Source organism: Thermomonospora umbrina (genome assembly GCF_003386555.1).
In the GTDB taxonomy this organism is placed as follows: Bacteria; Actinomycetota; Actinomycetes; order Streptosporangiales; family Streptosporangiaceae; genus Thermomonospora; species Thermomonospora umbrina.
On record NZ_QTTT01000001.1, the window covers coordinates 4,987,061 to 5,002,091 of the forward strand.

The window sequence follows — 15,031 nt, forward strand, 5'->3', positions numbered from 1 at the left end:
ATCTGCTCGACTCGGCTGTCTGGCGTTGCGACGCGGCACTGCACACGGGCGGGGGTGAGTTCGAGGTGGCGCGCCCTGTCGAACGCATCCCCGCGTGGACATGGGGAAGGAGAGTTGCCCGGTCTGGGGAGGCCGGGCCGGAGTGCGCGCTCCGGACGCAGCCGACGTACGAGCCTTGGGCGGGTTGTGTCGTCGGCCGGCTGGATCGGTTCCGTCGGGCAGCGCGCGCCGTATGGCTCATCGCCTCATGCGGAGGTCTGTTCAGACCGGTCCCACAGACCCGGTCCCGTGGTCACAAGCGCAGGTCCGGGGTCCTTCATGCCGGTTGTCCGCTCGTACCGCCCTTTCAGAAGTGACCGGAGAAAGCGTCATGCATCCCTACACCAGTGCTGAGCTGGCCAGGAAGCTCCAACGGACCGCGACCGGTCTGCTGTCAGCCGAGGCCGCCGTGGACCTGCTGATCGGCCACGGGGCCTGGCTCGCTCGCGAGGACTTCGTCCACGGTTTCATCGACGTCGCGACCGATCCGTTCCAGCGGGGTCACGAACAAGTCGCGGCCGTGCGCTGGGAAGCCGCAACCGGTGCCGTCAAAGCCGGTCGGCTGGTCTGCTCCGGGAGCGAGGCCGCGATGCTGTCGATCGCCGCGAGCCTCGCCGCCGGGATCACCGTGGATCTCCGCGAAACACTCGGCGGGCTCGACGCCGCCAACCTCGCGTTGGTTCTCAAGGCGTTGGCGCGGGCCAACGGCCGAGCGGTCCAGGTGCGCGTGCGATGAACCAGCCTGTTGAGCCGGCATCGCGTAAGCGTCGGGCGGGGGACCGGATCATCTGGGGGTCGATGACCGTCACGGTTCTGGGCGTCGCCGCCGTGGCGGGGTGGGTGTCGTACTGGCACGCGGTGGAGGTCGTCCGACGCTACGGCGCCGAAGCGGAGCCGGCGGTCTACCTGATCCCGCTCACGATCGACGGGATGATCTACGCCTCCTCGATGTCGAAACTGTGGTCGGCCCGCCACCGCGTCAAACCCGGTCGGCTCTCGCGGGCGGCGCTCCTGGTCGGCATCGCCGCCACCCTGGCCACCAATCTCCTGCAAGGACTGGAACACGGCCCGCTCGCAGCGGTCATCGCCGCCTGGCCGGCGGTCGCGTTGGTCATCTCCTACGAGCTGACGATGTGGGTCGTCCGGTCCAGCAGGGAGATCACAGACCGGAGCGGGACTCAGACCGGTTCGATAGGTCCCGAGGCGAACATCATGGCTCACCCCGAGCACGGCAAGGTCGAGAGCGCTGATGAAACCTTGCCCATCGACCCGATAGCGCGGAGGCGGCGAGCCACAACAGAGGCGGAGAAGATTGCCCAGCACCGTGAGCGACTTGGGCAAGCTCGGAAACTGGACGCTGAGCACCGGGCAAGCCGGGGACGGCACATCTCTGCCGAGAAGCTGGCCAAGGTCATGAGGATCGGCAAGCCTCAAGCTTTGGACCTGGTCAAGACCATCAAACAAGAGGTTGCCCAGTCCGCAGACGGGCCGTCGTCGTGACTCCCTGGAAGGTTGCCTACGACGATCAGTATCGGGCGGCCGTCTCCGAGGTCCATCGACTTCTGGACGCGACCGCAAGGCGAACCGGCTCCGCGGTCGGGCGGAGCGAGGCTGGCTGGCTCCAAGCCAAATTCCATGAGTTCGGACGGACTCTGCTGGCGGGCAAGGGGACCTTCTGCCCGCACATCGGACGGTCACCAATGGTTGCCCACACCGCTGCCTGGGCCACTGATCATCTCGTCTGCCCCTCGTGCATCGATCTGCTCGAAGCGATCGGAGGCACCGAGCGCCGATGCGATCGGTGCGGACAACGAGATCAGCTCCACGCGGGATGCGCCGCGCACGGTCCGGTCCTCATGGCCTACGGGCTCTGCCTGTCATGCGTCCGGCTCGCCTGACATCAGCGAGCACGGCACGAAGGCGTTCGGCACCCCTGTCACAGCTCGGGGTCAGTTGCCCTTCGTCCATTTGAAACAACCACTCGTGTGAGCGGCCCTGATGCCCAAGCCGCCAAGCAGCGCATCAGGGCCGCCGCCCCGAACCGACCAGTCCCGTGAGGGACTCAGCAAGGAGCGCCAACCATCATGGCCGAATCGGCATTCGCAGCGTGGGATTCCTCCAGCATCCCGATCCCCGCCACGCTCGCGCACAGCGCCAGGGGTGCCGCATGAGCGAGTCAACTGCCCCGCGGATCATCGCGGGTACCGCCACTCATCGTTGCCCACCTGACTCCACGAGGCGAGCCGCAGGGACCAAGCGCGCCGCCCAGCCGCGCACCCCCCAACCAGGCAAGCGAAAGACAGGGGAGACGTTGGCGATCCCGCCGAAGCCGTCACGCAAGCGCGAGAAGGCCCCTTCGGACACGGACCGCCTGGAGCAGCTCTCCCTCAAGGACGTGTGCGAGGTGCTCGCGATCAGTCCTTCGACCTTCTACGACTGGCGGGCCAAGAACGTCGCGCCGGACTGCTTCAAGCTCCCCAACGGACAGCTCCGCTTCTCCAAGGCGGAGTTCCTGCGGTGGCTCGACGAGCTGGAGGGCTGATGGAGGACATCAGCTACGACGTCCGCTGCTGGGACATCGAGACCCGCAAAAACGCCAAGGGAAAGATCACCTCCTACCGGGTGAGCTGGAAGGTCTCCCGGCGGCTCTTCCACGAGTCGTTCAAGACCAAGGCCCTGGCCGACAGCTTCCGTTCGGAGCTGAGGGCCGCCGCCAACAAGGCCGAGCCCTTCTCCGTCTCCACCGGTCGCCCGATCTCTTGGGCCAAGACCACGGTGACGATGAGCTGGTACGACCTTGCGGTCGCCTACTCCGACCGCAAGTGGAAGGACGCATCGGCCAAGCACCGAGCGGACGTTGCCAGGGTCATGATGCTGACGACCATGGCTGTGCTCTCCAGCGACAGAGGCAAGCCGGACGACGTCCTCCTACGGAGGGCTCTCACTCGCTACGCCTTCAACGCCAAGCAACGGGAGCAGGCTCCGTCGGATGTGGCATCCGCGCTGGAATGGGCGGCCAAGAACACGGAGTACGTCGAGACGTTCGAAGACGTGGACGTCATCCACACGGTCCTGGACAAGATCACCACGCGCCAGCGGGATGGCAAGAGGATGGCAGCGGTCACGACGAAGAAGTACCGCGGCATCCTGCACAACGCCCTGGAGTTCGCGGTGGTCAAGAAGGCCCTCGCCATCAACCCGCTGACCGGTTTGAAGTGGGTGTCGATCAAGACCTCCTCCGAGGTGGACCGGCGGTCGGTCATGAACCCGGCTCAGGGCAGGGCCTTCCTGGAAGCCGTCAAGGAGCAGGCCCCGAGCGGTCCACGGCTCGTCGCCCTGTACGGCTCGATGCTCTACTGCGGGCTGCGTCCGGAGGAAGCCGTCGAGATCACCGAGGACACGCTCGTGCTCCAGCCTCGCATCTGGAACCCAGAGACCGAGCAACTTGAGGACCCGCCCGAAGACGAGGACTGGGGAGAGCTCTGGGTCGGCGCCGTCGCTCCAGAGGTCGCCCCGGACTGGACCGACGACGGAGCGAAGCGCGACAGGCGAGAGATGCCCAAACACCGGGCGCAGGGTGAGATCCGAGGCCCGATCCCGGTACCACCCGTCCAGAGCAGGCTGCTCCGAGAGCATCTGGTTCTCTACGGCACGGGCAAGGACGGCCGTCTCTTCCGGGGCGTCCGCGCCGACTCGGTCCCCGGGGACACCATCCGCAAGGTGTTCGGACGAGCCCGCGCCAAGGTCCTCACGAAGAAGGAGCTCGCCTCACCGCTGGCCAAGCGCCCGTACGACCTGCGCCACACCTACATCTCTACCTTGCTCAACGCTGGCGTCCCGCCGAAGCAGGTCGCTGAGTGGGCCGGGAACAGCGTCGAGGTCCTGCTGAAGACCTACACGAAGTGCCTCGTCGGGGACTCCCACGCGGCCCGCCACAGGATCACGGAGGCGCTCCGGCGCTAGCCGATCTTGGGAGCGCATTGGGAGCGGAGGGCCGCAACAGCCCGCCGCCGGCCGGAGGCAACCGGACGAGCTCCCACGGGTTCCGACCTGCCAACGCGCAGGTCGGAACCCGTTTTGCGTTGCCCCCCGGACCCGGTATGGTTGGGGTCGCTGGAGTGCTGGGCTGATTCTGGTTCAGTTAGTCTAGGTTCGAGTCCTGGTACCCCAGCAGGGTCATCCGATTTCGATCGGCGACCCGCCTCTCCGATCCGGAGCGGCTCCCCGGAGTCGGTTCGAGGAAAGAGAAAAGGTCCGGTAAGCTGGGCCCGGCCCGAGCGGGAGATCGCAAAGGCCGACAGCGCAGGATCGACAGGCCCCCGTCGTCTAGTGGCCTAGGACGCCGCCCTCTCAAGGCGGTAACGGCGGTTCGAATCCGCTCGGGGGTACAGCAGAAGCCGCAGGTCAGGGAGAGCATCCCGACCTGCGGTTCTTTATTGTGGGCGGCCATTCGCGGCGCGTGGGTCGAGGGGGCACGTCGGAAGGCGCACCACGACGACTCTTTCGACATTCCTCAAAGGGCATCCGTCGAAGAACCTCGGCGCGAAGCCGGCCCCGGATCCGAGTGCCGATCCAGGGCCCGGCCTTCGCGCGGTGGGTCGTTCAGGGCCCGGTGGTGGCGTGGATGGAGTACGGGTAGGAGGTCCGCTGCCAGACCACGGTGAAGCGGGAGTTCGGGCGGGTGTCCACCTGCGGGACGCGGCCGTCCGACGTCAGTGTCGTGATGCGGCCGAAGGCGCCGGAGCGGCTGATCAGGCGGGTGCCGACCCGGTTCTCCTTGTACGGGGCGCTCGGTGAGTGGAACACGAGCATGCCGTCGCCGTCGTCGTCGAGGACGAGGTCGGGCCGGTCGTGGAGGCCCAGGGCGGTGACGGGGCCGCGGGCGCCGGTTCGGGTGAGTCGGCGGCCGAGCATCTCGAGTCGCCTGCTGCCGTTCCATCGGGTCCAGACCAGCATGGAGTCGCCCTCGAGGTCCGTCGCGACGGCGTGGTGGAAGCCGACGTTGTCCCGCCCGGACGAGATGAGCAGCGGGCGTGCCGGCGCGCCGGTCCGGCCCCAGCGTGAGGCCCACACGGCGGGGCGGGCGCCGCCGCCGGAACGGTAGGAGATGACCGCGTCACCGTCGCGGTCGACGCCGACGCGCACCATGCCGAAACCGCCGTGCGCGGCGATCGGGGCGGTGAGCACGCGGGTCGGGGAGACCGAACCGGGCAGGATCCGCCGGGTCACGACCTCGCGGCCCCGCACCCATGCGACGACGAAGCGGCCCTGGCGGTCGACGCCGACGGCCGGCTTCTCCGCCGACCCGGAGCCGAGGGTGAGGACCGGGCCGGCCGCGCCGGTGCGCGAGAGCCGGCGCGCCACGGCGTGCCAACTCCCGCCGCGGATCTCCGACCAGACGGCGAGCGCCATCCCGCCGGGCGCCACCGCCACCACCGGACCGACGGCGGGCGCGGACGTGGAGAGCCTGCGGAGCGGGCCGATGACCTGGCCGGACGCCGAGACGCGCCGACCCGCGACGTGGCCGTCCTGCTCCCAGACCACCGCGGAGTCGCCGTTGTCGGCGGAGTCGGCCTCCGGCCAGGAGGCCGAGGCCCCCAGCGGCGAGAGGGTGCGGATCGGTCCCGCGCCCTTCGTCGCGGGCTTCACCCTGGCCTGGACCTGGTGGTAGCAGCCGGACGCCTTGGAGTCGCAGGCCGTCCAGGTCAGCAGCGCGTCACCCTGTCGATCGACCGAGACCCGGGGCGAGTCGGTGGCCGTCCACCCGTGGGGGGACGCCTTCCACGCCCGGGCCCACGCCGCCTCGGCGGGGCTCACCCCCACCGCCGTCACCATGGCGCCGACCGTCACGGTGACCAGGCTCGCGGCCATCAGACGGCCCTTCACCGAACGCCCATGACCCGAGGCCCAATCCATCCTCATACCCCCACGCCGCCGGAAATCCGTCGTTTTCGATCAAGCGCCGGCATCGTACCGCGAACCGTCGGCCTCGGCAGCCGACCGTTCGGAGGTGTGAGGATCGTCGATCCCGTGCCTCCCACCAGCGCGTACGAGGCCGAGAGGTCAGCCGGTGTCGAGCCCGAACAGGGGCGGGCAGGGAGCGAGCCCCTCGACGGTCACGGGGATGGTGCGGGTGTCGTTCCCATGCGGCGCGGGTGAGGCGCCCTCGGCGTTCGATGGCCAGACGAGGTGGCGTTCGACGCCGTCGGGTTCGTACCCGAACCTGCGGGACACGGCGTAGGAGGCGTGGTCGTCCTCGAACGCCCCCGAGGTGGCCTCGTCGACGCGAAGGCCAGGTGGAGCACGGCGGCCCGCACTCGGTGCCGATGCCGTGGCCCTGGTGGCGTCGTCCCAGCCAGGAGCCGGTGCTCACCTGACGGAGGACGGCCCGGTCGCGCAGGAGCAGCTCCAGGCGGGGTGTCGTCGGTCTCGGCCCGAGGAGCGGGAAGTGGTCGGCCGGCATGTCCCCATCCTGGCCGCCCGGCCGGCCGGCCCGGGTCTCACAGGTCGCGTCCGGGTCTGTGTGACAGCCGAAACACAGGATGGTGACCGATGTGACGTGTCCGTAACGGACATTCCTTACGTTCGGGACGTCCGCCGGCGAGAGGGGGCGTCCGTGGCCGCGCAGCGCTCGCAGGCCGGTACGGCGCAGGTGCGTACGGTCTGTTCGTACTGTGGGGTCGGGTGCGGCATGGTGCTCGACATCGCCACGGGTCCCGACGGCCGCCGGAAGGTGGTCCGGGCCTCCGGCGACAAGGAGCATCCCGCCAACTTCGGGCGGCTGTGCACCAAGGGCGCGACGACGGCGGACATGCTCGCCGCGCCGGGGCGGCTGACCACCGCGCTCATGCGCGCCGAACGCGGCGCCCAGCCGGCGCCCGCCGGGGTGGACGAGGCGATCGCGGAGACGGCGCGGCGACTGCGGGCGATCATCGACGAGCACGGCCCGGACTCGGTGGCGCTGTACGTCTCCGGACAGATGGGCCTGGAGGCCCAGTACCTGGCGAACAAGCTGGTCAAGGGGTTCATCGGCACCAACCAGATCGAGTCCAACTCCCGGCTGTGCATGGCCAGCGCGGGCAGCGGCTACAAGCTCTCGCTGGGCGCCGACGGGCCGCCCGGGTCCTACGAGGATCTCGACAGGGCGGACGTCTTCTTCGTCATCGGCTCCAACATGGCCGACTGTCACCCGATCCTGTTCCTGCGGATGATGGAACGGGTCAAGGCCGGCGCCAAACTCATCGTGGTCGATCCGCGGCGCACCGCCACGGCGGCGAAGGCCGACCTGTTCCTCCAGGTCGAGCCCGGCACGGACCTGGCGTTGCTGAACGGGCTGCTGCACCTGCTGGTCGAGGGCGGGCACACCGATCCGGAGTTCATCGCCGAGCACACCGAGGGCTGGGAGGCGATGCCGGAGTTCCTCGCCGAGTACCCGCCCGCGAGGGTCGCCGAGATCACCGGCATCCCCGAGGACGACCTCCGGCGGGCGGCCCGGTGGATCGGCGAGGCGGGGGAGTGGACGAGCTGCTGGACGATGGGGCTCAACCAGAGCACCCACGGCACCTGGAACACCAACGCCCTGATCAACCTGCATCTGGCCACCGGCGCGATCTGCCGTCCGGGCAGCGGCCCGTTCTCCCTCACCGGCCAGCCCAACGCCATGGGCGGCAGGGAGATGGGGTACATGGGCCCCGGCCTGCCGGGCCAGCGGTCGGTGCTGGTGCCCGAGGAGCGGGTGTTCGTCGAGAGACTGTGGGGGCTGGAGCCCGGCACGATCCGCGAGGACGGCTCCGGCAAGGGCACCGTCGAGATGTTCCAGCGGATGGCGGACGGCGAGATCAAGGCCTGCTGGATCATCTGCACCAACCCGGTCGCCTCGGTGGCCAACCGGCGGACCGTGATCAAGGGCCTGGAGGCGGCCGAGTTCGTCGTCGTGCAGGACGCGTTCGCCGAGACGGAGACCAACGGGTACGCCGACGTGGTCCTGCCCGCCGCGCTGTGGACGGAGACCGAGGGCGTCCTGATCAACAGCGAGCGCAACCTCACCCTGGCGCGGCCCGCCGCCGACCCGCCCGGCGAGGCGACCCCGGACTGGCAGATCATCGCCCGGATCGCCCGCGCGATGGGCTACGAGCGGGGCTTCACGTACGACACCGCAGAGGAGATCTTCGAGGAGATCAAGGGCGCCCGTAACCCCAAGACGGGCTACGACCTGCGGGGCGTGACCTACGAGCGGCTGCGGGAGACACCCGTCCAGTGGCCGGCCGCGTCCGTCGACGGCCCGGACCGCAACCCGATCCGGTACGTCGGCGAGGACGGACGTCCGCGGTTCCCGACGGCGAGCGGCCGGGCGGTGTTCTTCGCCCGCCCCCACATGGCCCCCGCCGAGATGCCCGACGACGCGTACCCGTTCGTCCTCAACACCGGGCGGCTCCAGCACCAGTGGCACACCCTCACCAAGACCGGTCGGGTCGACAAGCTCAACAGGCTGAACCCGGGGCCGTTCGTGGAGATCCACCCCCGGGACGCGCAGGAGCTGGGGATCGCCGAGGGCGACTCGGTCGAGGTCGCCTCGCGACGCGGCCGGGCGGTGCTCCCCGCGGTGGTGACCGACCGGGTCCTGCCCGGCTGCTGTTTCGCGCCGTTCCATTGGAACGATCTGTTCGGGGAGTACCTGAGCGTCAACGCGGTGACCAGCGACGCCGTGGACCCGATCTCCTTCCAGCCCGAGCTGAAGGTCTGCGCCGTGTCGCTGAGCCGGGTCGCGGTCCCCGACCAGGACCTTCCCCCGCCCCGGGCCGACCGGCACCCCGTCGCCGAGCTGACCGGCGCCTTCGGGTTGGAGAACGTCGCGCCGCCCGCCTTGGGCGAACGGGAGCGCCGCTACCTGGCGGGCTTCCTCGTGGGGCTGCGGCCCGGGCTGCCCGGCGTCCCCGTCCTGCCGGCGGACGCGCCGTTCGGCCCGGAGCAGGCCCTTTGGGTGAACGGCGTGCTGGCGGGGGCGTACTCCCGCCGTCCCGAGACCGCCGACCGACCCGCCGACCGGAGCGCGCCGGTCGCCGCGGAGGACGACGGTGGCTCGGTCACCGTGCTCTGGGCGTCGCAGACAGGCAACGCTGAGGGCTTCGCGGAGACCGTCGCCGAACGGCTGACCGCCGCCGGGCACCGGGTCGCGCTCGCGGGCATGGACGGCGCGGATCCCCGGTCGCTGGCCGGCACCGACGTTCTGCTGATCACCAGCACGTTCGGGGACGGTGACGCGCCCGACAACGGGGCCGCGTTCTGGGAGTCGCTGGCCGACGCCGAGACCTCGCACGTCAAGGGGGCCCGCTACTCCGTCCTGGCCTTCGGGGACTCCTCCTACGACGACTTCTGTGGCCACGGCCGGCGTCTGGACCGACGGCTGGAGGAGCTGGGGGCGACCCGTCTCGCGCCCCGCACGGACTGCGAACCCGACTACGAGTCGTCGGCCCACGCCTGGCTGGACCGGATCGTCACCGCCCTCGGACCGGAACGGGCCCCTTCCGCCCCCGCAGCCCCCGCGACCGTCGCCCGCCCGGCGCGCACCGCCAAGCCCGAACCCGTCACCGCCCGCCTCGTCGGCAACCGGCTGCTCAGCCTCGCCGGGGCGACCAAGGAGGTCCGGCAGTTCACGTTCGACCTGAGCGAGGGCCCGGACCGCGTCGCGTACCGGACCGGCGACGCCCTCGGGGTCCGGCCGGTCAACTGCCCCGGCGTGGTGGCCGAGTGGCTGAACGCCGCCGGACTGGACGACGACGCCCGGATCGACCTGGACGGCGTCGGCCCCGTGAGCCTCGGCGAGGCCCTCCACCGGCACCTGGACATCACCCGGATCACCCCCGACCTGCTGCGCTTCGTCACCCAGCGCACCGGCGACCGCGTCCTGCAGAAGCTCCTGCGGCCCGACAACAAGAACGAGCTCGCCCAGTGGTCGTGGGGCCGCCAGGCCGTGGACGTCATCGCCGAACACCCCGTCAAGGCCACGCCGCAGGAATGGGCCGACGTCCTCAAGAGGCTCCAGCCCCGCCTGTACTCGATCTCCTCCAGTCCGCTGGCCGACCCCTCGACGGTGTCGCTGACCGTGTCCGTCGTCCGGTACGAGAACCCCGAGGGACGGGCCCGCAAGGGCGTCTGCTCCACGTTCCTCGCCGACGGGGAGCCGGAGATGGGCGTGCCGGTCTTCGTCCAGCGTTCCGCGCACTTCCGGCCGCCCGCCGACGCCGCCACCCCGATGATCATGATCGGGCCGGGCACCGGGGTGGCGCCGTTCCTCGGCTTCCTCCAGGAACGCCGCGCCCTCGGCCACCGCGCGTCCAACTGGCTGTTCTTCGGCGAGCAGCACCGGGCCACCGACTTCTACTACCAGGACGAGCTGACCGCGTTCCGGGCCGACGGCACCCTCGACCGCCTCGACACCGCCTTCTCCCGCGACCAGCGCGCGAAGATCTACGTTCAGGACCGGATGCGCGAGCAGGGCCACCGGCTGTGGACCTGGCTCCAGGACGGCGCCCACGTGTACGTCTGCGGGGACGCCTCCCGCATGGCCAAGGACGTCGACCTGGCCCTCCGCGACATCGCCGCCACCCACGGCGGCCTCGGCAAGGAGGGCGCGGCGGCCTACGTCAAGCGCCTCGCCGCCGACAAGCGCTACGTGCGCGACGTGTACTGACCCGACGGCGGGCCGGGCGCGGCGTTCACGGGAACGCCGCGCCCCTCCGAGGGTCAGCGGACCGGCCACCAGCTCGTCGTGTGGCCGGACGAGCAGCCGCTGGACGACCTGGAGACGACGCAGGCGCGCATGTACTTGGCCCCGTAAAGGCGGCGCTTGGTGGTCCAGTAGCCGTCGTCGCGGTTCGAGGCGAGGTACCTGGTGTACGCGGCGTCGGCGATCTTATTGCCGTTGGTGTCGACCTCCAGGCGCACGTACTTGCCCTTGTGACCCTTCGCCGTGGCCCAGCCGTAACGGGAGTGGTACCACTCGCCGCAGTCCGAGGCGAAGAACCTGACCTTTCCGGTCCGCAGATAGATCTTGCGGCCGGGCACCTGGTAAACGGTCTTCTTGTCGTACGCGGCCCGCGTGGTGGTCGTCGGAGCCGGTGGCGGGCAGGGGCGTGCCGCCGACTGGGCGCTCGCGGTGCCGCCCGTGACCGCCGTGAACCCGCTCGCGAGTGCGAGGGCGGCGAGTCCCAGCGAGATGTTCTGTTTCATGGGAACGTCCTCCTTCGGCATTTCGGCTGCCTTTCACGGGCCACGCTAGGAGGGCGCGTTATCGTTCCGTTGTCGCCTCGATATCGGTGGGCGGATGCGCCGTTCAGGGCGTTCCGAGAAAGGTGCGACGCTCCTCGGGCGTCAGATCCCGGGTGGCGCGTTCCCTGGCCAGACGGAGCACCTGCGGCCCGGGGCCGCAGATCTCGCACGTCCAGGCCCGCACCGGCCGGTCCGCGTGGGCGGTGGTCACCCCTCGGCCGTCCGGGGCGAACGCCACATGGGTGATCACGGAGCCGAATCCGCTGATGAGGACGGGTTCGCCGCCGCCGTCGACCCGCCACAGGCGCAGCACGCCGTCGGTCCGCGCCGTGCTCGCCAGCCACACGCCGTCACGGGTGAACGCCAGGTCCGCGAGCGCGCCCTCGCGGCTGCGGAGGACCGTGTCCGCGACGCCGGGGCGGTCCGTGCGCCAGAGGTGAACGGTCCCGTCAGCGTTCGACGCGGCGATCCGGCGACCGTCGGGGGCGAACTCCAGATCGGTGACGCCGGTGGGGCCCCGCAGGACCGTGGGCTTGTCCTTGCCCGTCACGTCCCGGAGCACCACATCGCCCTTGAAGAGCGCGACGGCGAGCCGGCGTCCGTCGGGGCCGAACTCCATGGAGTTGCCGACGAGGTCGTAGCCGCGCAGGACGGCCGTGGGGGCGTCCCCGCCCTCGGCGTCCCACACCTGCACGGTGTTGTCGCCCGCCCCGGCGAGGTACCTCCCGTCGTGGGAGAACACCAGGGCGTTCGCCTTCTCTCCCTTGCTGCGCAGCATGCGCGGCCGGTCGCCCGCGCCGAGGTCCCACAACGGCAGGGTGTCGTCCCCCTTGGTCATGCTGAAGGTGTCGGCCCGGGCGAAGCGCCGCCCGTCCGGGCTCGCGGCGAACGGGCCGTTGACGCGGCCGTCGCGCAGGACCGTCGGGGGTCCGCCACGGCGCACGTCCCACACCCGCAGGTCCGGGCTGACCACCTCGTCGGTCGCGAACGCCCCGCCGTCGGCGCTCAGCACGCGCCGGCCCTCCCCGGAGCCGCGTCCCGGCAGGTCGACGGTGCCGCCGGCGTGCCCTGAGGAGACGTCCCAGAACCGTACGGCGCCGTCCTCGCTGACGCTGGTGAGCCATCGCCCGTCGCGGCTGAACGCCACGCCCCGCAGCGTGCCGGTCGCCACGCGGAGAACGAGGGGGCTGGCGCCGCTGCCGGTGTCCCAGACCCGGATCGTGCGGTCCTCGCCGTAGGACGCCAGACGCCGTCCGTCGGGGCTGAATGCCAGGCCGCCGACGGTGCCCTGGTGGCCTCGGTGCTCCACACTCGGCTCCCGGTCGCCGAGCGGGAAGCCGGGGACGGCGTACGACTCCACGGTGCTCTGCGCGGTGGCGGCGACGGCCCAGGCCCCGTCCGGGCTGAACGCGAGTTGAGTCACGGTGCTCTGACGGCCCGTCAGCAGCAGACGGGGGCGGCGACCGGAGACGTCCCAGAGCTGCGTCCGGAATCCGCCCGTGACGAGATGCTCGCCGTCGTGGCTGAGCGCCACGGTCTCCAGGCGGCGTTCGGCGCGCGGGAGGACGAGCGACCTCCTCCCGCTCTTCAGGTCCCAGAGGTGGACGCGGTCATCGTGGACGGTGGCCAGCCGGCGTCCGTCGCCGCTGAACGCCAGGCTCGTCACCGCCTCGTTCTTCGGGCCGCGCAGGACCTCGGGGTCGCCGTCGTCGTCCAACGTCCACAGATCGATGGTGCCGTCGAAGAGGCCGGCCGCCAGCACCCGCCCGTCGGGCCGCAGGGCGATGCTCTTCGGCACCGATCGGGCGCGGCTCCGCCTCTCCCGCTTCGGCGCGCTCAGCGACCAGTCGCGCCCGTTCCACCTCCAGGTCCGCAGGGAGCTGCCGGTCCAGGTCGCCGCCGTGCCGCCGGCGGGGCTGAACACGGCGCCGCGGATGTCGCGCTGCCCCGTGGACAGCGTGCGGCGCAGACGGAAGTCCACCACGGCCTGGCGGAGGACGGTGTCGGCCTCGTTCGTCGGCGCCATCGCGTACGCCTCCGCCGCCAACAGCAGCGCCAGTTCGGGGTCGCGTTCGAGCTGGGTGCGGGCGTCGGAGGCGAGCCGGCGGGAGACGGCGCGGTCGCGTTCGTCGGCGGCCCGCCCCGCCTGGAGCATCGCCACCACGGCCAGCACGGCGACCACCGCCGCGACCAGGCCGAGACCGCCGAACCCGAGTCGGACCCGCCGGCGGGCGGCCGTCCGCGCGGCGGCCTCGTGCCGGCGGCCCGCGGCGAGGAAGTCCCGTTCCAGCTCGTTCAGGGCGACGGTGTCGCGGCCCTCCCAGACCGCCAGCCGGGCCCCGCGATGGAGGAACTCCTCGTGGCGCCCGTTGCGCTCCCACTCGGCGGCGGCCCCGGTGAGGCTCCGGTGCAGGACCAGCTCCTCGCGGTCGGTGGTCAGCCAGTCCCGGAGCCGGGGCCACGCGCCGATCAGCGCCTCGTGGCAGACGTCCACGGTGCCGTCGTCGACGATGACCAGCCGCGCCGCCGCCAGCCGGTCGAGCAGCGCGTCGATCTCGCCGGGCTCCCCGAGACCGGTCAGCTCGTCGCGGTCCACCCGGCGGCGGGTGTCGTCGGTGCCCTCGCCGAGCGCCGTGAGCCGCAGGAACAACCCTCGGACGACCGCCCGCTGCGGGTCGTCCAGCTCCCGGTACAGGCGTTCGGCCGACCGGGCCACCGCCTCGCGCACACCCCCGGCGGCCCGGTAGTCGGCCAGCCGCAGCTCGTCCCCGTCGAGCCCGGCCCAGGTCTCCCGCAGGGCGTGCGCCACCAGCGGCAGGGCCCCCGGCCGCCCGACGGTCTCGGCGACGGCGGCCGTCAGGAGGCCGGGCTCGACGGTCAGCCCGACGCGGGCGGCCGGCTCGACGATGATCTCGCGCAGCTCGTCCTCCGACATCGGCCCGATCGGCAGATGCCCGTGCTCGCGCAGCGCCGCCACCAGGCCGGCGTGCCGGGCGCAGTGCGCGTAGAAGTCGGCCCGCACCCCGATGACGACCGTGCGGCCGTCCTCGTCGCCGACCATGGCGGTCAGCCCGTCGAGGAACGCGGTGCGCTCGTCGTCGTCCCGGCAGAGCGTGAACACCTCCTCGAACTGGTCGACGATCAGCACGCCGTCGGCCGGCTCGGAGGGCACCTCGGTGAGGCGGGAGAGCGGGCGCGGCCCCGGGGTCAGCACCGCCGTGTCGAGCCCGTCCGCCGTGAGGGCGGGAACGAGCCCGGCCAAGAGCAGGGAGGTCTTGCCGCTGCCGGAGGCCCCGAAGACGGCCGTCAGTGGAGACGCCGCCACCGACCGGCGAAGCTCCTCGACCAGTTCCGCACGGCCGAAGAAGAGGTCGGCGTCCTCGGGGCCCAGCGGCGCCAGCCCGGGGTAGGGGCAGCGCCTGTGGGCCTGTTTCAGCTCGGCGGCGGCGTCCTCCCAGCGACGCTCCCACTCGTCGCGATCGCCTCCGCAGGCGACGGCGTAGGCCAGGGTCGCCTCCAGCGTCGGCAGCCGGACGCCGGTGGCCACCTCCGCCAGGGTGCTGCGCGAGTAGTGGGCCCGTCGGGCGAGTTCCCGGTAGCTCGGCCGCCCCGCCTCGTCCCGCAGCCGCCGCAGCTCCCAGGCCAGTCGCTCGACCGGCCCGGCGGACGGGTCCACGGGACGTTCCGGTCGGCCCAAGCCCGTGCCTCCCGTTGTCCGGAGCTT

At 71.4% G+C, this 15,031-nt stretch carries 10 protein-coding genes and 1 tRNA gene; 6 read left to right on the forward strand and 5 right to left on the reverse strand.

The genetic code is table 11. The annotated features are described in order from the left end of the window. Nucleotides 1-370: 370 nt before the first annotated feature. Nucleotides 371-775: a hypothetical protein gene (locus DFJ69_RS22160; RefSeq protein ID WP_116024377.1), complete on the forward strand. Its 405-nt coding sequence runs from the start codon at nt 371-373 to the stop codon at nt 773-775. Between the two features lie 62 nt (nt 776-837). Then, nucleotides 838-1,539, forward strand: a complete 702-nt coding sequence (locus tag DFJ69_RS22165; RefSeq protein WP_170177741.1) for a DUF2637 domain-containing protein — start codon at nt 838-840, stop codon at nt 1,537-1,539. 194 nt (nt 1,540-1,733) lie between these two features. On the opposite strand, the gene DFJ69_RS34405 is transcribed toward DFJ69_RS22165, so the two are convergent. After that, nucleotides 1,734-1,883, reverse strand: a complete 150-nt coding sequence (locus DFJ69_RS34405) for a hypothetical protein (protein WP_170177742.1) — start codon at nt 1,881-1,883, stop codon at nt 1,734-1,736. A gap of 467 nt (nt 1,884-2,350) precedes the next feature. Between DFJ69_RS34405 and DFJ69_RS35685 the strand changes: the two genes are divergently transcribed. The 3 genes from DFJ69_RS35685 to DFJ69_RS22180 all read left to right on the forward strand — a co-directional run bounded on the left by DFJ69_RS35685 (nt 2,351) and on the right by DFJ69_RS22180 (nt 4,427). Then, the gene (locus DFJ69_RS35685; RefSeq protein WP_245974517.1) at nt 2,351-2,581 is read left to right on the forward strand and encodes a helix-turn-helix transcriptional regulator; all 231 of its coding nucleotides are present in this window, start codon (nt 2,351-2,353) and stop codon (nt 2,579-2,581) included. Further along, entirely contained in the window at nt 2,581-4,002 is a 1,422-nt protein-coding gene (locus tag DFJ69_RS22175; protein ID WP_116024380.1) for a tyrosine-type recombinase/integrase, read from the forward strand. The genes DFJ69_RS35685 and DFJ69_RS22175 overlap by 1 nt, the downstream gene beginning before the upstream one ends. 352 nt (nt 4,003-4,354) lie before the next feature. Next, a tRNA-Glu gene (locus DFJ69_RS22180) sits at nt 4,355-4,427 on the forward strand. A 214-nt stretch (nt 4,428-4,641) separates the two neighbouring features. On the opposite strand, the gene DFJ69_RS22185 is transcribed toward DFJ69_RS22180, so the two are convergent. Both DFJ69_RS22185 and DFJ69_RS35690 read right to left on the reverse strand, forming a co-directional pair. Continuing rightward, nucleotides 4,642-5,910: a hypothetical protein gene (locus tag DFJ69_RS22185; RefSeq protein ID WP_211328697.1), complete on the reverse strand. Its 1,269-nt coding sequence runs from the start codon at nt 5,908-5,910 to the stop codon at nt 4,642-4,644. 192 nt (nt 5,911-6,102) lie between these two features. Beyond that, a complete protein-coding gene (locus tag DFJ69_RS35690) occupies nt 6,103-6,273 on the reverse strand; it encodes a hypothetical protein (RefSeq protein ID WP_245974518.1) in 171 nt (56 codons plus the stop codon). A gap of 418 nt (nt 6,274-6,691) precedes the next feature. Here DFJ69_RS35690 and DFJ69_RS22195 point away from each other — a divergent pair, with 418 nt between their 5' ends. Next, complete coding sequence (locus DFJ69_RS22195; RefSeq protein WP_281275948.1) at nt 6,692-10,729, forward strand: bifunctional nitrate reductase/sulfite reductase flavoprotein subunit alpha; 4,038 nt, start codon at nt 6,692-6,694, stop codon at nt 10,727-10,729. Nucleotides 10,730-10,782: 53 nt separating this feature from the next. On the opposite strand, the gene DFJ69_RS22200 is transcribed toward DFJ69_RS22195, so the two are convergent. Together DFJ69_RS22200 and DFJ69_RS22205 are read right to left on the reverse strand one after the other, a co-directional pair. After that, nucleotides 10,783-11,268, reverse strand: a complete 486-nt coding sequence (locus DFJ69_RS22200; RefSeq protein WP_116024382.1) for a hypothetical protein — start codon at nt 11,266-11,268, stop codon at nt 10,783-10,785. A gap of 103 nt (nt 11,269-11,371) precedes the next feature. Further along, the gene (locus tag DFJ69_RS22205) at nt 11,372-15,004 is read right to left on the reverse strand and encodes an nSTAND1 domain-containing NTPase (protein ID WP_147312390.1); all 3,633 of its coding nucleotides are present in this window, start codon (nt 15,002-15,004) and stop codon (nt 11,372-11,374) included. Nucleotides 15,005-15,031: the final 27 nt, after the last annotated feature.